Annotated in this window: 16 protein-coding genes; 6 read left to right on the top strand and 10 right to left on the bottom strand. The window is 71.8% G+C overall.

Annotated elements, in window-relative coordinates; genetic code table 11:
* Window positions 1-56 precede the first annotated feature (56 nt).
* The 9 genes from ACZ6CL_RS33600 to ACZ6CL_RS33560 form a co-directional block, all read right to left on the bottom strand.
* The gene (locus ACZ6CL_RS33600; protein ID WP_468942853.1) at window positions 57-1,106 is read right to left on the bottom strand and encodes a glutamate ABC transporter substrate-binding protein; all 1,050 of its coding nucleotides are present in this window, start codon (window positions 1,104-1,106) and stop codon (window positions 57-59) included.
* A 20-nt stretch (window positions 1,107-1,126) separates the two neighbouring features.
* Window positions 1,127-2,545, bottom strand: coding sequence for a hypothetical protein (locus tag ACZ6CL_RS33595; RefSeq protein WP_468942850.1), 1,419 nt, complete (start codon window positions 2,543-2,545; stop codon window positions 1,127-1,129).
* Window positions 2,546-2,667: 122 nt separating this feature from the next.
* A complete protein-coding gene (locus ACZ6CL_RS33590; protein WP_468942951.1) occupies window positions 2,668-3,717 on the bottom strand; it encodes an N-acetylglucosamine kinase in 1,050 nt (349 codons plus the stop codon).
* Between the two features lie 62 nt (window positions 3,718-3,779).
* On the bottom strand, window positions 3,780-5,042 hold the full coding sequence (locus ACZ6CL_RS33585; protein ID WP_468942848.1) for a 6-phospho-beta-glucosidase: 1,263 nt from the start codon (window positions 5,040-5,042) through the stop codon (window positions 3,780-3,782).
* Window positions 5,039-5,947 carry a carbohydrate ABC transporter permease gene (locus tag ACZ6CL_RS33580; RefSeq protein WP_468942846.1) on the bottom strand — a complete coding sequence of 303 codons (909 nt, stop codon included), beginning with the start codon at window positions 5,945-5,947 and terminating at the stop codon, window positions 5,039-5,041. Before ACZ6CL_RS33580 ends, ACZ6CL_RS33585 begins: the two co-directional genes overlap by 4 nt.
* 30 nt (window positions 5,948-5,977) lie before the next feature.
* Window positions 5,978-6,931 (bottom strand): carbohydrate ABC transporter permease, encoded by a 954-nt coding sequence (locus ACZ6CL_RS33575; RefSeq protein ID WP_468942843.1) that lies wholly within the window; start codon window positions 6,929-6,931, stop codon window positions 5,978-5,980.
* Window positions 6,932-6,942: 11 nt separating this feature from the next.
* Window positions 6,943-8,271 (bottom strand): extracellular solute-binding protein, encoded by a 1,329-nt coding sequence (locus ACZ6CL_RS33570; RefSeq protein WP_468942840.1) that lies wholly within the window; start codon window positions 8,269-8,271, stop codon window positions 6,943-6,945.
* A gap of 76 nt (window positions 8,272-8,347) precedes the next feature.
* Window positions 8,348-9,571, bottom strand: a complete 1,224-nt coding sequence (locus ACZ6CL_RS33565; RefSeq protein WP_468942837.1) for an ROK family transcriptional regulator — start codon at window positions 9,569-9,571, stop codon at window positions 8,348-8,350.
* Window positions 9,572-9,699: 128 nt separating this feature from the next.
* The gene (locus ACZ6CL_RS33560) at window positions 9,700-10,788 is read right to left on the bottom strand and encodes a mechanosensitive ion channel family protein (RefSeq protein ID WP_468942835.1); all 1,089 of its coding nucleotides are present in this window, start codon (window positions 10,786-10,788) and stop codon (window positions 9,700-9,702) included.
* Window positions 10,789-11,197: 409 nt separating this feature from the next.
* On the opposite strand from ACZ6CL_RS33560, the gene ACZ6CL_RS33555 reads away from it, so the two are divergent.
* Window positions 11,198-11,734 (top strand): HNH endonuclease, encoded by a 537-nt coding sequence (locus ACZ6CL_RS33555; protein WP_361481753.1) that lies wholly within the window; start codon window positions 11,198-11,200, stop codon window positions 11,732-11,734.
* Window positions 11,735-11,834: 100 nt separating this feature from the next.
* Here the strand turns inward: ACZ6CL_RS33555 and ACZ6CL_RS33550 are convergent, their stop codons facing one another.
* On the bottom strand, window positions 11,835-14,819 hold the full coding sequence (locus tag ACZ6CL_RS33550) for a beta-N-acetylglucosaminidase domain-containing protein (RefSeq protein WP_468942831.1): 2,985 nt from the start codon (window positions 14,817-14,819) through the stop codon (window positions 11,835-11,837).
* A 424-nt stretch (window positions 14,820-15,243) separates the two neighbouring features.
* On the opposite strand from ACZ6CL_RS33550, the gene ACZ6CL_RS33545 reads away from it, so the two are divergent.
* The 5 genes from ACZ6CL_RS33545 (at window position 15,244) to ACZ6CL_RS33525 (ending at window position 20,990) form a co-directional block, all read left to right on the top strand.
* Window positions 15,244-15,531, top strand: coding sequence for a hypothetical protein (locus tag ACZ6CL_RS33545; protein WP_468942829.1), 288 nt, complete (start codon window positions 15,244-15,246; stop codon window positions 15,529-15,531).
* Window positions 15,531-17,753 carry a 4-alpha-glucanotransferase gene (gene malQ / locus ACZ6CL_RS33540; protein ID WP_468942826.1) on the top strand — a complete coding sequence of 741 codons (2,223 nt, stop codon included), beginning with the start codon at window positions 15,531-15,533 and terminating at the stop codon, window positions 17,751-17,753. The genes ACZ6CL_RS33545 and malQ overlap by 1 nt, the downstream gene beginning before the upstream one ends.
* Window positions 17,754-17,825: 72 nt before the next feature.
* Window positions 17,826-19,505 (top strand): alpha-L-fucosidase, encoded by a 1,680-nt coding sequence (locus ACZ6CL_RS33535; RefSeq protein WP_468942823.1) that lies wholly within the window; start codon window positions 17,826-17,828, stop codon window positions 19,503-19,505.
* Window positions 19,506-19,554: 49 nt separating this feature from the next.
* Window positions 19,555-19,800, top strand: coding sequence for a hypothetical protein (locus ACZ6CL_RS33530; protein WP_468942821.1), 246 nt, complete (start codon window positions 19,555-19,557; stop codon window positions 19,798-19,800).
* Window positions 19,801-20,015: 215 nt separating this feature from the next.
* Window positions 20,016-20,990: an acyl-ACP desaturase gene (locus tag ACZ6CL_RS33525; protein ID WP_468942818.1), complete on the top strand. Its 975-nt coding sequence runs from the start codon at window positions 20,016-20,018 to the stop codon at window positions 20,988-20,990.
* Window positions 20,991-21,010 lie beyond the last annotated feature (20 nt).

Raw genomic sequence — 21,010 nt, 5'->3', positions numbered from 1 at the left:
TCCGTCTGCTGCGACATCCCTACGCGTATCAACCAGGCGCTAATCCATAACTCCCTCTAGTCCTTGTACAGCGGATCCGGAGGCGCCGGGTTCCGCTGTGTGCTGCCGAAGTCCTCCGCGAGCCAGGTCCGGTAGGCGCGCTGCCAGGGGCTGTCGGAGCCGCCCCTGCGGTAGTCCTCCAGTACCGTGTTGACACGGCGTACCAGGTCGTCGTCGTTCTTGTTCATCGCCACGCCGTACAACTCGTCGGTGAATCGGGGGCCGACCAGCTTGACGGAGGGGTCCTGGGCGGCCTGGCCCGCCGCCAGCGCATTGTCCGTGATCACCGCGTCCACCTGGCCCATCTGCAGTCTGACCAGGCAGTCCAGCTGGTTGGGAACGAGCTTGACCTTGATCGCGCCGAGCGCCTTGACGCCCTTTTCCGGGTCGTCCAGCACGACCTCGGCGGTCGAACCCTGCGCCGTGCAGACCCTCTTGCCGCGCAGCGTCGTGTTGTAGCCGGTGATGGACGAGCCGTCGGGGACCAGCACCTGCTGTCCGGCCTGGAAATAGGCGGTGGAGAAGGCCACGTCCTTGATCCGGTCGCAGTTGATGGTCATGGCGCGCACCACGATGTCCACCTTGCCCTGCTGGAGGGCCTTGATGCGCTGACTGGTCGGAATGGTGCGGTAGATGACCGCGTCCGGATCGCCGAAGATGTCCTTGGCGATCGCGCGCACGAGGTCGATGTCGAATCCGGTCAGCTCACCGGTGGCCGGGTCGCGATAGCCCCAGCGGTAGCTGTTCTGGTCGACGCCCGCGATCAGCTTGCCGACCTTGTGCCCGTTGATCTCCCGTTCCTTGATCCGCTTGATGGCCGGGCCGCTCGCCCCCGATGGCCGCAGGCTCGCCTCCGGCTTCTTACAGCTCTCCGCCGCCGCTTCGGAACCGGACCCCAGCGAGTGCGGCCCCAGACGGGACCGCTGAGACGGCTGGGACTCCTGGGAACCGCCGCCCCCGCCGCCCACCAGCGCGGGCCCCGCGAGGGCCGTGGCCACCCCGAGGGCGCACACCGCCGCGGCCAGCCCCGACCGTATCCGCGCTGATCCCCGTCGCACCGATCGCATGTCTCCGCCCCCCATCGCCGTCACCGGTACTCCGACAGCCTGCGGCCTATGCCCAGGACCGCGCCCGCCGCGCCCAGCACCGCCAGCACCCCGGCCCCGAACGCCATCGCGGTGAACGCCCCGCGCCCGCTGTCCGCGGCCTGCTGGAACTGCCGCTGCTCATGGTCCAGCGCCTTCGCCAGCTCGTCGTCCACCCGGTCGAAGGACTCGCCCGTGCTGTCCTTGGCGCCGATGACCTTCTCCAGCGCGTCCTTGTAGTCGCCCGCGTCATCGGCGCCGCGGGCCGCCTGGTGGCGGGCCTGCCACGCGCGGACCGCCGTGGCGGCCGCCTCCACCGGCTGCCGGCCCCCGCCGTCGTCCGCGAGATCCCGCGCCCGGTCCAGCAGGCTGCCCCCGGCGGGACGGCCGCCGGACCCGCTGCCGACCAGCCCGGCCATCCGGGAGGTGTAGCTGACCTCGTAGGCGTCCTTGCCCTTGTTGGACCCGTCCTTGTCGACGACGACCGCGCCGCGCGCGATCAGCGTCAGGTTCTCGTCGGCGCGGGCCCGCAGCGAGGCGATCCGCGCCTCGTTGAGCACCCGCAGGGACTTCGCCCCGTGGTCGTCGGAGTCGTTCAGCTCGGCCCGGGCGATGGCATGACCGGCCACCAGCCACACCAGCACCACCGTGGCGGCGGCGGACGCGCCCAGCAGACCGTGGTTGAACACCCGGTTGGTCCGCCGGTAGTTGCGGCGCTGGGCCCAGCCCAGGGCGGCCAGCGCGACCACGCCCACCCCTATCGCCACCCAGGGCCAGGACTTCGCGTCCCCGTAGTCCTCGCCGAGCCGGGCCGTCTCCGCCTCGTACAGCCGGTCGGCGGCGGGCAGCAGCCGGGTGCGCATCGTGTCGTTCGCATACCGCAGATACGCGCCGCCCAGCGGCAGGCCCTGGCGGTTGTTGGCGCGCGCGGACTCGACCAGCCCCGTGTAGACCGGCAGCAGTTGGCTGATCTTCCGTATCTCGGCGCGCGCCGACGCCGAACCCTCCGTGTTGGCCGCGGCGCGCACCAGCAGCTCGGACGCGGTGTCGACATCCCGCTCATACCGCCGCCGCACCGCGGCGGGCTCATGGCCGCCCGCCAGGAAGCCGCTCGCCGCCGTGGTGTCGGCGTCGGCCAGCGAGCGGTAGATCCGCGCGGCGTCCGCGCTCAGCGGCTGGCTGTGCTCGGCCACCGCGTCGGCCGCGGTCTCCCGGGCGGAGACCTGCCAGGCCGTCACCGCCCCGAACGCCACCACCAGTGCGGCCAGCACGGCTCCGATGATCCGCAGCCGCCCGGGCTCCGTCGTGGCCGCGGTCCGCAACCGGTCCAGGCCTTCCCGCCACGCGGTCCGCGGCGGGGCCGCGGGCGCGGGCGGCGGCGCGGGTCTGCCGGTGGTCGACAGAGCCGACTGATGTGACACGAGACCTCCCCCTTGGTCCGGACCCCACGGTCACTGTCCGCAGAAGTATGGACCGCACCCCCCGACAAGGTCACCGGTCTTGCCTGGATCTTGCTCGGATCGCGATCTTCCCTCCCTTTTTATTACGCTCGGGAGGGACTCCCGGTTCCCATTTCGTCACTGTCAGTTTCCATTCGCCCCTCGGCGGGCGCTGCCCCCGCAGCCCCGTCGTAGTGCGCGCGCAGCCGGGCGTACGCCGTCGGCGGCGCGCCGGTGCGGTCCAGGCCGAGCAGCGCCGCGCCGAGCACGGGCGGGACCGTGACGACCCGGGGCGCGGCCTTCGGGGCGCGCTCCGCGAGGAGTTCGCGGATCCGGCCGTCCAGCTGTGGATGCCGGGCCGCGAGCACCCCGCCGCCCAGGATCACCGGCGTCTCCTCTGCCAGCAGGTCCAGCCGGGTCAGCGCGACCGTGGCCATCGTGACCACCTCCTCCGCCTGCCGGTCGACGATCGCGCGCGCGACCTCGTCGCCGCCCGCGGCCACCGCGAAGAGCACCGGCGTCAGCGCATAGCGGTGGGACGGCTCCAGCCGCCCCAGATGAATGGCCTCGATCAGTTCGTACATCGTGGTCAGACCGAAGTGCGCCGGGAGGGCGCGGGCCAGCTCGGTCGGCTCGCCCCGGCCGTCCTCCGCGCGCGCCGCCCACCACAGCGCCTCCTCCGACAGGAAGCCCCCGCCGCCCCAGTCGCCGGAGAGCCGCCCGATGGCCGGGAAGCGGGCGGTGCGCCCGCCGTGGCCCAGCCCGGCGCAGTTGATCCCGGCCCCGCAGACGACGGCGACGCCGGTCGGCTCGCCGTCGTCCGCGGCCCCGGCCCGCAGCAGCGCGAAGATGTCGTTGGCGACCGTGACGGTGTCGCCCCAGCCATGGCCGGTCAGCGCCTCCGTCAGCTCCTTCTCCTCGCTCGGCAGATCGGCGTTGGCCAGGCACGCGGAGACGTGCCCGACCCGCGGCGGGCCGGAGCCGCCGGCCTGCCGCGCCGCCTCCTCCACCAGCCGCGCGAGCGCGCCGACGGCCCGCCCGGTGCCCACGATGGGCGGCTGGAAGCCGCCGCCGCGGGCCGTGCCGAGCACGGTTCCGTCCGGGCCGATCAGCGCGACATCGGTCTTGCTGTTGCCCGCGTCGATCGCCAGCACGGACGGCCCCGGCGTGGCGGAGGTGGTGGAGGCCGGTGCGGAACCGGCCCGTTCGGAGTGCGTCAGGCCCACGCCAGGTGCTCCCGGTTGTGCGCGATCAGGTCGTCGGTCAGCTTCTCGGCGTAGTCGATCTGGCCGATGAGGGGGTGGGAGAGCAGCGCCTGGAAGACGCGCTCCCGCCCGCCCTTCAACGCTGCCTCCAGCGCCAGGTGTTCATACGCCGTGACATGGGCGATCAACCCGGCGTACAGCGGCTCCAGGGGGCGCACCGGGAGGGGGCTCGCGCCCTGTGCGTTCACGGCCGCCGGGACCTCGATCACCGCGTCGTCGGGCAGGAAGGGCAGGGTGCCGTCGTTGAACGCGTTGACGATGCGTACCTCCCCGCTGTCGCGCAGCAGCGACGAGGTCAGATCGACCGCCGCCTCCGAGTAGAACGCGCCGCCGCGGCGGCTCAGCAGCTCCGGCTTCTCGTCCAGCGCGGGGTCGCCGTACATCTCCAGCAACTCGCGCTCGATCGCCGCCACCTCCGCCGCCCGCGACGGCTTGGTGCGCAGCTCCCGTACGACGGCGTCGTGCTGGTAGTAGTAGCGCAGGTAGTACGACGGGACGACGCCCAGCCGGTCCACCAGGTCGCGCGGCATCCGCAGGTCGTCGGCGATGGCGTCGCCGTGCTCGGCGAGCAGCTTGGGCAGCACGTCCTCGCCGTCCGGGCCGCCGACGCGCACCGACCGCTCCCAGGTGAGGTGGTTGAGGCCGACGTGCTCCAGCGTCACCTCCCCGGGCGCCACGTTCAGCAGCTTCGCGAACTTGCGCTGGAAACCGATGGCGACGTTGCACAGGCCGACGGCCCGGTGCCCGGCCGTCAGCAGCGCCCGGGTCACGATGCCGACCGGGTTGGTGAAGTCCACGATCCACGCGTCCGGGTTGCGGCGGCGCACCCGCTCCGCGATGTCCAGGACGACGGGTACGGTACGCAGTGCCTTGGCGAGCCCGCCCGCGCCGGTGGTCTCCTGGCCGACGCAGCCGCACTCCAGCGGCCAGGTCTCGTCCTGCGCGCGGGCGGCCTGGCCGCCGACGCGCAGCTGGAGCAGCACCGCGTCGGCGCCGTCCACGCCCTTGTCCAGGTCGTCGGTCCAGGAGACCTTCCCGGGGTGGCCCTGCTTGGCGAAGATCCGGCGGGCGAGCCCGCCGACCAGCTCCAGCCGGTCGGCGGCCGGGTCGACCAGGACCAGCTCCTCCATCGGGAGCACATTCCGCAACCGGGCGAACCCGTCGATGAGTTCGGGGGTGTAGGTGGAACCGCCCCCCACGACTGCGAGTTTCAACCCTTGACTCCTGTCAGTGTGACGCCCTCGACGAAGGCTTTCTGCGCGAAGAAGAAGACGATGATGACGGGGGCCATGACCAGCAGTGTCGCGGCCATCGTCAGGTTCCAGTTGACGCTGTGCGCGCTCTTGAAGCTCTCCAGTCCGTAACTGAGCGTCCAGGCGCCCGGGTTCTGCGCGGCGTAGATCTGCGGGCCGAAGTAGTCGTTCCAGCAGTAGAAGAACTGGAAGAGCGCGACGGCCGCGATGCCCGGCTTGGCCATCGGGATGATGACGCGCAGCAGGGTACGGAACTCCCCGCAGCCGTCGACCCGCGCCGACTCCAGGTATTCCCGGGGAATCGTCAGGAGGAACTGGCGCAGCAGGAAGATGGAGTACGCGTCACCGAACGCCATCGGAATGATCAGCGGCCACAGCGAGCCCGACAGATGGAACTGCTGGGCCCAGACCAGATACATGGGCACCACGATGACCTGCGGTGGCAGCATCATCGTCGAGATGACCAGGAGCATGGCGGTACGGCGGCCGCGGAAGCGGAACTTGGCGAGCGCGTACGCGACCGGAATGGACGAACAGAGCGTGAACAGGGTGCCGAGCACGGCGTACATCAGCGAATTGCGCCACCAGTCGAGGAAACCGGGGGTACGGAAGACATCGGCGTAATTCGACCAGTGCCATTCGGTGGGCCACAGGGCGCCGCTCATCGCCTGGCTGTCGCTCATCACGGCGGTCAGGAAGACGAAGACGAACGGCAGCAGGAAGAAGAGCGCCGCGGCGATGGCGACGGTGTGCACGGCGATCCAGTGGAGCGCGGCGCGGCGGCGGGCGGCCGGGGCGGGGGAGCGCCGGGTGCGGGGGCGGACGGGCGCGGAGGGCGCCGTGAGCGTGGTGGTGGTTGCGGTCATGGCGGACGGGTCCTCTCAGTCCTCGGCCGGTCAGTCCTCGGCCGACAGCAGGCCGGCGCGCCGACGCATCAGCAGCGTCGTCACCGCCATCGCGATCGCGAAGAGCACGAGCGACAGCACGCAGGCGGCTCCGGTGTTGAAGTTCTGGAAGCCGAGCGAGTAGACGAGCTGCGGCACGGTGAGGGTGGAGTGGTCGGGATAGCCGGGCTGGATGACCGAACCGGGCCCGATGCTGACGCCGGAGGCGAGCTTTCCGGCCACCAGCGCCTGGGTGTAGTACTGCATGGTCTGGACGACGCCCGTCACGACCGCGAACATCACGATCGGGGTGATCGACGGCCAGGTCACATAACGGAACTTGTGCAGCGCCCCGGCGCCGTCCAGATCGGCCGCCTCGTACTGGTCCTTCGGCACGTCCAGCAGCGCCGCCATGAAGATGACCATGAGATCGCCGATGCCCCACAGGGACAGCAGGACGAGCGAGGGCTTGGCCCATGTCGGGTCGTTGAACCAGTTGGGGGCGGAGATCCCGATCGTCCCGAGAATGTCGTTCACCGGACCGGTGCCGGGATTGAGCAGGAAGACGAAGGCGACGGTGGCCGCCACCGGGGGAGCCAGATACGGAAGGTAGAAGGCGGTGCGGAAGAAACCGACCCCCGACTTCACCTTGGTGACCAGGAGACCGATGCCGAGGCCGAAGACGACCCGCAGCGCGACCATCACCACGACCAGCCAGAGGGTGTTCCACAGCGCCGGGCCGAACAGCGGCATCTGCTCGAACACATACCGCCAGTTCCGCAGCCCCACGAAGGTCGGGGTCTCGATCTGGTTGTAGTGCATGAAGGAGAAATAGACGGTGGCGACCAGCGGATAGCCGAAGAAGACGGTGAAGCCGACCAGCCAGGGGGAGAGGAAACCGAGGGTGCGCAGCCGCTCGCGCACGGCCTTGCGGCGCAGGGCGGGGTTGTGTGTCACTGTGGCCATGTCGCGCTCCGTCAGTTCTGAGCCTGGAGATTGTCGGCGTCGATTTCCTTGTCGAGTTCCTTCAAGCCCTTGTTCAGATCGGGTTCCTTGCCTTCTTCGACGCCATAGGAGAAGTCCTGGAGGGAGACCACGTACTGTCCGCCGTTGATCGAGGCGGGCAGGGCGGTGCTGTATCGGTTCTGCGCGATACCCAGGAAGGCGCGGAAGGTGGGGTCCGGGTCGAGCTTGGGGGAGGTGAGGGCGGCCTTGGTGGACGGCACGTTGTGGATGGCGTTGGCGAAGGAGACGACCTGATCGGTGTCGGCGGTCAGGAACTTCACCAGCTCCCACGCCGCGTTCTGGTGGGTGCTGCTGTGCCCGATGCCTATCACCGTTCCGGTGAGATAGCCCCGGCCGTAGGTCTCGGGCTGGTCGTCGGGAACCGGCAGGGGAGCGGTGCCCCACTTGAATTTCGCGCCCTTCATGAAGAGGCCGCGCCATTCGCCGTCCATGTGCATGGCCAGCTTGCCGGTGAGAAAGGCGTTCTGCGAGGACATCTCGTCGCCGAAGGACGTACGGAACTTCTCCAGCGGACCGTATCCGCCCTGGCTCTTCACCAGGTCCCGGGTGGTGGCGAAGAAGTCCTTGGCGGCGCTGCCCTTCGCCAGGCGCGCCTTTCCGTCCTTGTCGAAGTAGGTCGGCCCCCACTGGGCGAAGAGGCGGTCCGGGCTGTTCTGGTAGAGCCGGAAGTTCGGCATGAAGCCGACCCGCTCGTAACCGCCGTTCTTGGTGCGCTTGGTCAGCTTGACGGCGTCCCGCTTCAGCTCCGACATGGTGCGCGGCGGGCGGGAGATCCCGGCTTCCTTGAACGCGTCCTTGTTGTAGTACATGCCGTACGCGTCGGCGAGCAGCGGCAGGGCGCACTGGTCGCCGTCGTAACTGGTGTAGTCCAGCAGCGTCTTGGGGAAGACCTTGTTCTTGTCCAGCCCGGTCTTCTTCATGAACGGGTCGAGGTCCGCCCACATCCCGGACGAGCAGTACTGTCCGACGTTGTTGGTGGTGAACGACGAGGCCACGTCCGGAGCGTCGCTCCCGCCGGCCCGCAGCGCCTGGTTCAAGGTGGCGTCGGTGACATTGCCGGTGGTCTTCACCTTGATGTTGGGGTGGAGTTTCTCGAACCGGGCGATGCTGTCATCGATCGCCCTGACCTCGTTCTTTTCCGACCAGCCGTGCCAGAACTTCAGCGTCACGGGTTTGGTCGGATCGTCGGTCGCGCTGCCGGTGCTGGGGTTGGCGCAACCGGTCAGCAGAAGGGCACCGGCGCTGAGCACCGACGCGAGAACAGCCAGTCTTGGTGGCATGGCGGTACTTCCTTGCGGGGGAAAATCAGGCGGTATCGAACCTCGGGCGGTATCGAGACTCAGACAGTGTCGAAAATCAGGCAGTATCGAAAACGGTGTTACGGGCATCGGCGACCGCCTGACGCAGCGCGCCGATGAGTATCGGATCCCCCTCGATATCGCTGATCCGCAATTCCGGCCGGGGCAGTGCGAGCCCCGTCAGCTCGGTCTCGACCAGCTCGCGCAGCCGCTCCCCACCGGCCTGCGCCACCTCCCCCGACAGCACCACCAGCTCCGGATCGACCACCGCGACGACGGAGGCGAGCCCGGTGGCCAGCCGCCGGGCCAGCTCGGTCAGCACCTCGTCCCCCGCCCCCGGGGTACGCAGCGCGGCGGTCAGCGCCTTGGCGGCCGTGGGCGCCTCGATGCCGTGCTCCCGGGCCAGTTCTACGACGGCGGGGCAGCCGACCAGCTTCTGGAACCCGCCGCCCCCGTCCGGCCGGGCCGCCGCGTCCGGCCCGCCACGGGCGAGCGGCGCCCCCGGCAGCGGCATGTAGCCGATCTCCCCGGCGCCGCCGGTGGCCCCGCGCAGCAGCGTGCCGCCGAGCACGATGGCCGCGCCGACCCCCTCGTCGGCCCAGACGAGGGCGAAGTCGTCGAAGTCCTGGGCAGTGCCGTGGTGCTGTTCGGCGACGGCCGCCAGATTGACGTCGTTCTCGATGACGATCGGGGTGTGCAGCACCTCGGCCAGCTCGTCCCGCAGGGCGCGCGACTGCCAGCCCGGCAGGTGCGGCGCGTACCGCAGGGTCCCGGTGCGCGGGTCGAGGGCGCCGGGGGTGCCGATGACGGTCCCGTGCAGGTCGGCCCGTACGAGCCCGGCCGCGGCCAGGGCGCCGTCGACGGCCTCGGCCACCAGCTCCGCGGTACGGCCGGTCAGCGACTCGTCGGTCGTGGGGGCGGTCACCCGGTACTCCCCGACCACCTGGCCGGTGATGTCCGCGACGGCGGCGGTGATGCCCTCCTGGTCGACGGCGAGCGCGGCGACATGGGCGGCGGCCGGGTTGATCTCGTACAGCTGGGCGTTGGGCCCGGGGCGGCCGGTCACATTGCCGGTCGGCCGGACCAGTCCGGCGGACTCCAGGCGGGTCAGCAGCTGCGAAGCGGTCGGCTTGGACAGCCCGGTCAGCTCCCCGAGCCGGGTTCGGGTGAGCGGGCCGTGCGCGGCCAGCAGATCCAGCGCGGCCCGGTCGTTCATGGCCCGCAGGACCCGGGGGGTGCCGGGGGTGCCGTTGGGGGTGTTGCCGGGGGGTGGTGCCGCCATGGTGGTGCCCCGCCTCACTCTGTTAAGAAACTTTCCTATCGATGAAGAGGAAGGTAAGGCGGCGCGGGGGTGGCGTCAATGGGGAGGAGCGTCCGGATTTGGTGTCTTGTCGCGGTGCGCTCGGCCCGTCACTTCGCGGGAGGAACCGGTGTAGTCGTCGCGGGCGGCGCGAGGGGGCTGGCCGCCGCGGACTGCGGCGAGTCAGGGTTGGCCAGCGCGGACGGCGCCGTCATGCCCGCCGACGGGTCGGACGCGTCGGTCGCCAGGTTCGCCTCGGGCGGGTGGCCGACCAGCTGGATGCCCGCCTCGTTCAGCGCCTTCTTGATCCGCCAGCGCAGCTCGCGCTCGACGCCGAGCGCCTTGCCCGGCATGGTCCGCGCCGAGACCTGGACGATCATGGAGTCCAGGTAGACCGCGGTGAGCCCCAGCACCTCGATCGGCTCCCACAGCCGCTCGTTCCAGGGCTCGTCCTTGCCCATGTCCACGCCGACCTGGTTGATCACCTCGCGGACCCGGTCCAGGTCCTCGTCGGCGCGGATCTGCACGTCCACCCCGGCCGTCGCCCAGCCCTGGCTGAGGTTGCCGATCCGCTTGACCTCGCCATTGCGGACGTACCAGATCTCGCCGTTGTCCCCGCGCAGCTTGGTGACCCGCAGGCCGACCTCGATCACCTCGCCGGAGGCCACCCCCGCGTCGACCGAGTCGCCCACCCCGTACTGGTCTTCAAGGATCATGAAGACGCCGGAGAGGAAGTCGGTGACCAGGTTGCGGGCGCCGAAACCGATCGCCACACCCGCCACTCCGGCGCTCGCGAGCAGCGGCGCCAGATTGATCTGGAGGGCGGAGAGGATCATCAGCCCCGCGGTCCCCATGATCGCGAACGAGGCGACCGAGCGCAGCACCGAGCCGATGGCCGCGGACCGCTGCCGCCGCCGTTCGACGTTGACCAGCAACCCGCCGAGCGCGGTGCCGTTCACGGCCTGGGCCGTGCGGTTCATGCGCTCTATCAGCTTGGTGATCCCCCGCCGGACGACGGTCCGGAGCACAAAAGCGATCACCAGGATCAGGGCTATACGCAGCCCGACGCTGAGCCAGGTGGACCAGTTCTCCTCCACCCAGCCCGCGGCGTTGGTGGCGCTCCGGTGCGCATCGTCCAAGGTCGTCGGGGCGGTAGGGCGAGGCGTCGAGTCAGCGGCCAGAGCGGCGGACCAGAACACAGCGGAAACCCTTCGTGTACGGCATGCCCGCGCGGATGGCGCACGCGCAATTCCTTCACACAGTAGCCGGGCGCGGGAAACCGCCGTTCCTGTGTTCGAGAGCGCGCGAAGGCGCTCGGGGGGCGCACGAAAGCAGGGCGATCGGCCTCAGCTGGCGGTTTCCGCCGCCCGCCGGATCTCCCGGAAGGCCACAAGATCGGCTCCGGGGCCGCCGGAGCCGTGATTCTTGCCACTCCACGAAGTTCTGAAGGCCCCGTGTGCAGTGTGTGCGGGCCGTATGCGAGCGGTACGCGGAAATGCCTCTCAACCGTTAACCCGGTGATAGTGGCGTTCCGGCCAGGGTTCAGGGGAAACTGGGGGAGATCGTCCCGGCGCGAGCCACGCGCCGCCGGCGTACAAGGAGGCATCCGTGCCGCATGTCCTGGTCCTCAACGCGTCGTACGAGCCGCTCGGCGTCGTACCGCTCCGCCGCGCGCTCATTCTCGTCCTCAACGACAAGGCCATCAGCCTCGAGGACTCAGGCGCCCTGATGCACAGCGCAACCCGCGCGATCCCCGCTCCCAGCGTCGTCAGGCTGAAGCGCTTCGTGAGGGTGCCCTTTCGCGGGCCCGTCCCGCTTACCCGCCGCGCCCTGTTCGCCCGTGACGGCGGGAGATGCGCCTATTGCGGTGGCGTCGCAACCAGCGTCGATCACGTCATCCCGCGCAGCCGTGGCGGGCAGCACACCTGGGAAAACGTGGTCGCCGCCTGCCGCAGGTGCAACCACGTCAAAGCCGACCGGCACGTCGCCGAGATCGGCTGGCGGCTGCGCCATCAACCCGCGCCGCCGTCCGGCCTCGCCTGGCGCATCATCGGCACCGGCCATAGGGACCCGCGCTGGCTGCCATACCTGGAGGCATTCGGCGCGGACGACGCGATGGCCCGGATCGACGGCAAATCCGCCTGAGATGCCGGGCTCGTGCTTTGTCGGGGCCCGATGAGCCTCCGGCGCGCCGCTTCGGCCCGCCCCAGCGGTGGCTGGGGCGGGCCGAAGGGCGGGACCCGCTCTACTTCTTGCCCTTCTCCACCGCGTACGCCGCGACCGACCAGAGCGAGTAGCCGAAGCGGGTGCCGCGCTCGATGCCCTGGATGCGGACGAACCGGGTGTCCGGGGCGTCCACCCCCACCATCTCCCGGCCGCCCCGGCCGTCCGTGACGGTCGCCGCCGTGCGCCAGGTGCGTCCGTCGGCCGAGACCTGGACCCGGTAGCGCGCCGCGTACGCGTCCTGCCACCGCAGGTCGAGCCGTCCGAGGTGGGTCGGGCGGGCCAGTTCGAGCTGGAGCCAGGCGCCGTCCTCGGCGGGGGAGGACCAGCGGGTCTTGGCGTCGCCGTCGACGGCCGCGGACGCCGGGAAGTCGGGCGTCTCGTCGCCGGACGAGCTGGCCTTCGTCCCCTTCGCGCGGGCCAGGTCGGGGCCGGCGGTGCGCGGCAGGGCCCGGACCGTCAGCATCCGCTTCTCCGACCCGAAGCGGACCGGGACGGCGTACGTGCCCGGCTTGGTGTCCTTGTCGACCGACACCTCGATCCGGACGGTCGCCGTGGCCCCGCGCGGGGCCGTCACCGCCTCGGGGGCCCGGGCCGTGATGCCGTGCGGGGTGCGCAGCGTGAGCTTGTCGTTCACATCGCCGGGGCGCAGTGAGGTCAGCTCGGCCTCGATGGTCGCGGACTGCCCGCCGACCTCGGCGTCCACAGACCCCCGGGACAGCCGCAGCGTGGCGGCCGGGGTGTCGGCGAACCAGGGGGTGATCTCGTGCACCGTGGGCGGGGCGGTGCCCGCCGCCCAGCTCAGCCGGACCGCGTCGGCCCGCAGGCCCTTGCCGCCGACCTGGGTGAAGCCGTCCGAGGCCAGCGCGCCGAGCCTGCGCCAGCCCTCGCCCGGCACATGGGCCTCGACCGTGCCCGAGTCCTCCGCTGACCGCCCGGTGAGCGCGGAGACCGAGGCCAGCGGGCGAGTGCGGCCGAAGCGCACGGTGACCGGTTTGCCCGGGGAGACCACCGTGGTGGTCGCCTTGCCGTCGGCGGCCGCGCGATCGGCCTCGTGCGTACGGAGCTTCTCCTTGCCCGACCGGTGCACGCCGGTCCAGCCGTCCGCCTCGGCCAGGGCCTTCTTCAGGAACGGGTCCAGCACGTCCTTCCCGACCGTGACCCGGCTGTCCGCGATCTTCTCGCGGAGTCCCTCCACCGCCAGCCGCGCCGTCCAGGCCTTGTCGCCGTCGCCGTGCGCCTGGGCGGTGAGCATGTCCACGGCCTGGACGCCCGCGTCGCCGTAGCGCCCGAGCTGGTCGAGCCAGGGCCGTACGTCCTCGCCCAGCGTCCCGGACAGCCGCTCGGGCGCGTCCCGCATCGTGCGGAACGCCGCGCGCAGCCGGTCCGCCGCCCGGTCCAGCCGCCCCACGTCCGTACGGCCGACCGTCGCCCAGAAGGCGTCGGTCAGGGGGCGCAGATACGCGGACTCGTCGGCGCTGAGCACCGAGGACGCGTCGTTCCCGGCGAGCGCGCGCAGCGCCGCGCGGGTCTTGTCGTCGGGCCCGGCCAGGTCGTCGATGGCCGCCTGCCAGGACTCCTGGGGGCGGTAGCCGCGCGGGTTCCAGGCGAAGTCGGCCGCCGTGAACAGCGGGATGCGGGACGCGGTCGGCTGCTCCATGGCGTTGGCCAGCAGGGCGGCGGACTGGGTGGCCACGGCCGGGTCCCGGCCGGTGTACGGGCCGAGGAAGATCCGGTCCTGGGCGTAGTCGTTGACCGGGTAGTTGTCCATGGTGACCAGCCGGTGGCCGAAGGCGGCCCGGGCGTCGGCCAGCTCACCGCCGGTGATCGTCCTGGGCACCACGCCGACGCCGGTCCACGCCACCTCGATGGCCGTGTCCAGCTCGGCGGCCAGCGCGCGCCGGAACTCGGTGTCGCCGTCCTGGAAGTACTCGGTCGGCATCAGCGAGAGCGGAGCCGCGTCCGGGTGCCGCCCGGCGATGTGCCGGGCCAGTGCGTTGGCCATCGTGGCCTGCGCCTTCGCGGCCGCCTCGGGACCGGAGCCGAAGGTGTCGGCGTCCTTGCCGCAGTGCCACTCGCTGTAGCTGACGTCCTGGAACTGGAGCTGGAAGGAGCGCACCCCCAGCGCCCACATGGCGTCGACCTTCTTCAGCAGCGCCTTCCGGTCGCTGTCGGAGGAGAAGCACATCTCCTGGCCGGGGGAGACCGCCCAGCCGAGGGTCACGTGGTTGGCCCGGGCGCGGGTGGCCAGTTCGCGGAACTCCTCGCGCCGCTCGGCGGGGTACGGATCGCGCCAGCGGGCCTGGCGGTACGGATCGTCGCCGGGCGCGTAGAGGTAGCGGTTCTGCTTGGTGCGGCCCATGAAGTCGAGCTGGGCCAGCCGGTCCCGGTGCGACCAGGGGGAGCCGTAGAAGCCCTCGGTGGTGCCGCGGACCGCCGTACCGGGCCAGTCGCGGACGGTGACCCCGGCGAAGGCCCGGGTGTCCTGGCCGGGCCGCTGGACGAGCAGCTGGCGCAGCGTCTGGACGGCGTGGAAGAGGCCGTCCCGCCCGACGCCGTCCAGCGCGACCGTGGCCCGCCCGTCCACCCGGCCGGTGGCCAGCCGGTAGCCGCCGGACGGGAGGTCGCCGCGCTCCGGCGCCCGCAGCGCGCGCAACGCGCCCTGTGCGCCCTTGCCTCCGGCGTGCACCACGAGCCCGCGCGCTGGGGGCGTGCCCCCTGGGGTGGCTTCGCTGACCGTACGCACCCCCGCGTCGTGCAGCAGGGCGCGCAGCGCGTCCAGTGCGTACGGATCGGCGTCGCCGTCGGCTATGAGCGTGGCCTCGCCGGGTATCGCCACGTCCGCCCCCTGCGCGCGCAGCGACTGGGGCCGCGGCCAGACGGGCGGTACGTCCCCCGCGCTGTTCCGGTCCGGTGTGGAGGCCCCGGCGGTGCCGGGATCGTCCACGGGTGCGGCGCTCGCCCCCTGGGCGCCGCCGAGCAGTCCGCCGATGACCGCGGCCGCCATGGCCGTCGCCCCCACTGCCCTCGGCCTCTTCCCCCGGAAGTGCACGGGCGTCTCCTCGATTCAGATAGCTGGCCCCGTCGATCTGGCCGCACAAGGCGCCAATCGGCGACGAGCCCACCAGTACGCCGGTGAGGGTGTCAACGCGCATGACCGAACTGTCGGCATTGCCGCGAGCGCGGTAGTGCCGACGGATGTGCGCCCCCCATGGAGCCGCCCCCCGCGCGCCGTCGTGTCGCCTCCGCAAGTCTGACGGATGAAGGCGGTCCCTGTCCGTAAGCTCTGTGTTCCCGACCCCTCTCAGCCGCGAAATCGCCTGTCCCGCGGGTGTGACGTACGGCACGTCCGGGTGTCGTTTACGTCTGCGGCTGGATTGAGTGGGTAGGCCTCGTCATTGACACACTGCCGACACCCCACGGAGGTCCGTGTGGCCGCGTCAGCTCTTCTCCCCACCGCCCTGTCCAAACGCGTGCCCGAAGCCGTGCGCGAGCCGGACCCGTTCGCCGGGGTCTCCGACCCCGACTGCGGACTGTGCGGACTGGACGGCTTCGGGTCCGGGGTTGCCACCGAGGCGCCCCTCACCAGCGAACCCCCACACGCCGACAACATCCCCCTGACCAGCGAGCCCCCGCTCGCCACCGAACTGCCTCTGACCAGTGAGCCCACCGCCGCCGGGACCGGCGCGGGCGCGGCCATGGAGCCGATGGAGTACTGATGGGCAGAGCGCGGCTCGCCGAGCTGCACGGTGTCGCCACCTCTTACGAGCCCGCCCCGGGTCGCACCGTCCAGGTGCCCGAGGACACCGTCGTGGCCGTACTCGCCGCGCTGGGCGTGGACGCCTCCACCCCCCGATCAGTGAATGACGCGCTGGACCGGCACGAGCGCCGACAGCGCGACCGGCTGCTGCCCCCCTGCGTGGTCCTGCGCCCCGGCGGAACGCCGCGCCAGGCCCTGCCCGACGGCTTGGGCCTGGCCGAGGCCCTGCCCGACGGTACGGAGCTGCGCGTGCGCACCGAGGACGGCGCGCCACGCGGGTGGGGGCGGGTGGCCGTCGAGGGCCCGTTATTACCCCCGGGCGCGCCTCTGGGCGCGCCATGGGCTCCGGGTGTGACTGAGGGTGCGCCCCCGGGCACGGAACCGGGCGCGGAATTTTCCCTGGGCACGGAACTGGGTGCGGAACCGGGCGCGCGATTACCCCTGGGTATCCACACCCTCACCGCGCACGCCCCCGACGGGCGCACCGCCACCGCCGCCCTCATCGTGGCCCCCGACCGGATGCCGTCGCCCCCGGCCCGCAGCCACGGCTTCCTCGTCCAGCTCTACTCGCTGCTCTCCGCCCGCTCCTGGGGCATGGGCGACCTCGGCGACCTGACCGACCTCGCCGCCTGGTCCGGGCGCGCCTTCGGCACCGGATTCCTCCAGCTCAACCCGTTGCACTCGGCGGTGCCCGGCACTCCGGCCGCCCCCACCGACCCGTCCCCGTACCGCCCCTCCTCGCGCCGCTTCCCCGACCCCGTCCACCTGCGGGTCGAGAACGTGCCCGAATACGCCCACCTGGGCGGCGCCGCCCGTGAGCGGGTCGACCGGCTGCTGGAGGCCGCGGCCGCGCTCCGTACGTCCGTCCTGCGCGACGGCGCGCTGATCGACCGGGACGCGGTCTGGGCCCTCAAGCGCGAGGCCCTGGAGCTGGTACGGGCCGTCCCCCTCAGCCCCGGCCGCCGCGCCGCCTACTGCGACTTCCTCGCCGAGCGCGGCCAGGCCCTGGAGGACCACGCCCTGTGGTGCGCCCTCGCCGATGCCTACGGCCCCGACTGGCGCGCCTGGCCCGGCGGCCTGGCCGACCCGCGCTCCGCCCGCACCGCCCGTGCCCGGAGCGAGCACCTGGACCGCGCCGACTTCCACTCCTGGCTCGCCTGGCTCACCGACGGCCAGCTCGCCGACGCCCAGCGCGCGGCGCTCGACGCGGGCATGGGCATCGGGCTGGTGCACGACCTCGCCGTCGGGGTGCACCCGTCCGGCGCCGATGCCTGGGCCCTGCAGGACGTCTTCGCCTCCGGCATGTCCATCGGCGCGCCCCCCGACGCCTTCAACTCCCGCGGCCAGGACTGGGGCCTCCCGCCCTGGCGCCCCGACGCCCTCGCCGCCACCGGCTACGCCCCGTACCGCGAGCTGCTGCGCGGCCTGCTGCGGCACGCGGGCGCGCTGCGCATCGACCATGTGATGGGCCTGTTCCGGCTGTGGTGGGTCCCGGAGGGACGGCCGCCGACCGAGGGCACGTACGTGCGGTACGACGCGGACGCGATGCTCGGCGCGCTCGCCCTGGAGGCGCACCGGGCGGGTGCCGTCGTCATAGGCGAGGACCTGGGGACGGTCGAGCCGGGCGTACGGGAGGCTCTGGCCGGGCGGGGTGTGCTCGGGACGTCGGTGCTGTGGTTCGAACGCGACTGGAACGGCGGCGGCGCCGCCCGCCCGCTGGCCCCCGGGGAATGGCGGGCCGACTGCCTCGCCACGGTCACCACGCACGACCTCCCCAGCACCGCGGCCCGGCTCACGGGCGACCACGTCGCCCTGCGCCACCGGCTGGGCCTGCTCACCCGCCCGCTCGCGGCCGAGCGGGCGGCCGAGGCGGCCGAGGTCGCCGAGTGGACGGAGCTGCTGGGACGGCTGGGCCTGCTGCCGGAGGGCCCGGGGGACGAGGAGGCCGCGATCAGGGCCGTCCACCGCTTCCTGCTGCGCACGCCCGCGCGGATGGTGGGCGTGTGGCTGCCGGACGCGGTGGGGGACCGGCGGCCGCAGAACCTGCCGGGCACGTGGGATCAGTATCCGAACTGGCGGCTGCCGATCGCCGACGCGGCGGGAAAGCCGGTGACCCTGGAGGCACTGGCCGCCTCCCCCCGCCTCCACGCCCTGATGACCACCCTGACCGACCCGATGTAGCCCCCGGGTTCGGGTAGGGGCGGGGCGGGGAAATGGGTGTCATGGACACAACCATGATTGTGGAGGGGATCCATGCCCGGACGACGACCCGCCCGAAGACTCCGCACCCTCGCCCTCGCCACCATGGCCGCCGCGGCGACGCTGATACCCACGGGCGGCGCCGCCGCCCAGGACGCCTGCGAGACCCCCATCCCCAACGCGTCGACGCACGTCATCGAGGCCTGCGACACCCCCGCCCGCATCATCGACAAGGCCGTCCACACCGTCCCCGCCCCCGGCCAGCTCGCCTGGCAGGAGCGCGAGGTCACCGCGTTCACCCACTTCGGGATGAACACCTTCACCAACCGCGAATGGGGCTCCGGAACCGAGGCCCCGAAGCGGTTCGACCCCGCCGCGCTCGACTTCGGCCAGTGGATGGGCGCGTACAAGGCGGCCGGGGCCCAGCAGGTCATGCTCACCGCCAAGCATCACGACGGCTTCACGCTCTACCCGAGCCGCTACACGGACCACGACGTGGCCGCCAGCCCCTGGTGGACCCGCGGCCCCGGCGGCAAGAACCCCGACGGGGACGTGCTCGGGGCGTACGCGAAGGCGGCCCGCGCGGAGGGGCTCAAGGTCGGGGTGTACCTGTCGCCCGCCGACGGGGCCGAACTGCCGCACGCCTGGCACGCCCAGTGGGTCGAGAAGGTCCGCGAGAAGCAGGCGAACGGCGGGCAGCTGTCGCTGCCGGAGCGCATGGCGCTGGAGGACGCGGGCCGTGCCCCCGCCGGGCAGGGCCGGTACGGCAACGGAAGCACGCCCACCGAGCGCACCATCCCCACCCTCGTGCCCGGCGACGACCGCGCCGCCGACGTCGCCTCCGGCAAGCTGCCCAGCCTCCGCTTCATCGCCGACGACTACGACGCGTACTACCTCAACCAGATCTACGAGATCCTCACCCAGTACGGCCCCGTCGACGAGTTCTGGCTGGACGGCGCGAACCCCTGGTCGGGCGCCGGGGTCACGCAGAAGTACAACGTCACCAACTGGTTCCGGCTGATCCGCGCCCTCTCCCCGGACACCGTCGTCTTCCAGGGCGCCCAGGGCGTGCGCTGGGTGGGCAACGAGGACGGCGTGGCCCGCGAGACGGAGTGGTCGGTGACCCCGTCCGCCGTCGACCCCGGGACCGTGATCGGCGGCGGGCTGCCGAACGACTCCACCGACGCCGACATCGGCTCCCGCGCGAAGCTGACCGCCCCCGGCGTGAAGTACCTCCAGTGGTACCCGGCCGAGGCGGACGTCTCGCTGCGCCCCGGCTGGTTCCACCACCCCGCCGAGCGCCCCAAGACGGCCGCGCAGCTGATGTCGCTGTACGAGCGCAGCGTGGGCCGCAACGCCTCGCTGCTGCTCAACGTCCCGCCCGCGAAGAACGGCCGGATCGACGACGCCGACGTCGCGTCCCTGACCGCCTTCGGGACGGCCGTACGGAACACCTACGGCTCCGGCCTGCCGACCGGCGGCGACCCCGTGACGTTCGACCGGGTGCGGCTCGGCGAGGACATCCGGTACGGGCAGCGGGTCGAGGCGTTCACCGTACAGGCGCGGACCGCCGGGACCTGGCGGGACATCGCCTCCGGCACCACCATCGGCGCGCGGCGCGTTCTGGCGCTGCCCACGGCCGTGACCGCCGACGCGGTCCGGGTGCGGGTCCAGGAGACCCGTGCCACACCACGGCTGCTGCCGGTGACCGTCCACCGGGCCCAGAAGCCTTAAGGGCCACCCCGCGCACGCGCCACTCGCGGGCGTCCGATAGCTTGAACGTGTGAGCTACAAGGTCAAAAAGAACGCCGTGCGCGCCGGTGCCGTCATCGCCGCGACGACGGCGATGCAGCTGATGTCGTCCCCCGCGTTCGCGCTCACCCGCGACGACGGTGACGACCCGGGTCCGGGCCTGAGCGTCGCCGAGACGCTCGGCCTCTTCGTCGTCGCCCCGATCCTCCTGTTCCTGGTGATCGCGGGCCTCGTCATGCTGGGTGACAAGAAGTCCGGTCCGCAGCAGACCGACTGACGACGGGCAAACGAGAGACGAAGCGCTGAACGGCGCTGCGAGGGCGCCCCTGGCCGAACCGGCCGGGGGCGCCCTCGTCGTATCCGCGCGATCCGTCCCGTATCCGCGGCCGCAACGCCCCGGACCGGAGCGGTTTATTTTCGCTTTAACCTACGGTGTCGTAACCTACGGAGCCGTAGGTAAAGTCCACCGTTCCCGTCCCCAGGAGCTTCGCAGTGACCCTCGCCCCCTCCAGCCGCAACGGTCAGGCCGTGTGGAGCGATACCCAGCTCCTGTACGCACTCGAAGAGGTCGTCGAGACCGAGCTGAACCGGCATCTGAAGGTCGCCAAGGAATGGATGCCCCACGAGTACGTGCCGTGGAGCGACGGCCGCAACTTCGACGGGATCATGGGCGGCGAGGCCTGGGCGCCCGACCAGTCCAAGGTCAGCGACGTCGGCCGGATCGCGCTCGTGGTGAACCTCCTCACCGAGGACAACCTCCCCAGCTACCACCACGAGATCGCGACCCTCTTCGGCCGCGACGGCGCCTGGGGCACCTGGGTGCACCGCTGGACGGCGGAGGAGGGGCGGCACGGCATCGTCATGCGCGACTACCTGCTCACCAGCCGCGCCGTCGACCCGGTGCAGCTGGAGCGGTTCCGCATGACCCACATGGGTGAGGGCTTCGAGTCCGACAACAACCACAGCATGCTGCACACCGTGGCCTACGTCGCCTTCCAGGAGCTGGCCACCCGCATCTCGCACCGCAACACCGGGCACCACTCCGGCGACCCGGTCTGCGACCGGATGCTGGCGCGCATCGCCACCGATGAGAACCTGCACATGATCTTCTACCGGAACCTGCTCGCGAAGGCCTTCGAGCTGGCGCCCGACCAGACCATGTGCGCCGTCCGCGACGTCGTCGTCGGCTTCCGGATGCCCGGCCACGGCATGCCCGGCTTCGAGCGGGCCGCGGCGCAGATAGCGATCGGGGGCATTTACAACCTGCGCATCCACCACGACGACGTCCTCCAGCCGGTGCTGCGCTTCCTCAAGGTGCTGCAGATCGGCGGGCTCGGCCCGGAGGGCCTCAAGGCGCAGGAGGAACTGGGCCTCTACATGGGCGGGCTCGACGACCAGGCCACCAAGTTCGACGAGCGCCGCGAGGCGCTGCTGGCCCGGCGCAGGGCCCGTGCCGAGCAGGATTGATCACTCTGGCACCATCGGGT

The sequence above is a fragment of the Streptomyces sp. NPDC041200 genome, from assembly GCF_055591805.1.
The sequence above is the reverse complement of the archived record's forward strand: the minus strand, read 5'-3'. Positions and strand labels throughout refer to the sequence as shown.

Coding starts and splice junctions, on each gene's coding strand:
- ACZ6CL_RS33565 (WP_468942837.1), bottom strand. CDS start 9,571: ATGGCGGCACCACCCCCCGGCAACACCCCCAACGGCACCCCCGGCACC.
- ACZ6CL_RS33550 (WP_468942831.1), bottom strand. CDS start 14,819: ATGGCGGCCGCGGTCATCGGCGGACTGCTCGGCGGCGCCCAGGGGGCG.
- ACZ6CL_RS33600 (WP_468942853.1), bottom strand. CDS start 1,106: ATGCGATCGGTGCGACGGGGATCAGCGCGGATACGGTCGGGGCTGGCC.
- malQ (WP_468942826.1), top strand. CDS start 15,531: ATGGGCAGAGCGCGGCTCGCCGAGCTGCACGGTGTCGCCACCTCTTAC.
- ACZ6CL_RS33570 (WP_468942840.1), bottom strand. CDS start 8,271: ATGCCACCAAGACTGGCTGTTCTCGCGTCGGTGCTCAGCGCCGGTGCC.
- ACZ6CL_RS33575 (WP_468942843.1), bottom strand. CDS start 6,931: ATGGCCACAGTGACACACAACCCCGCCCTGCGCCGCAAGGCCGTGCGC.
- ACZ6CL_RS33535 (WP_468942823.1), top strand. CDS start 17,826: ATGCCCGGACGACGACCCGCCCGAAGACTCCGCACCCTCGCCCTCGCC.
- ACZ6CL_RS33580 (WP_468942846.1), bottom strand. CDS start 5,947: ATGACCGCAACCACCACCACGCTCACGGCGCCCTCCGCGCCCGTCCGC.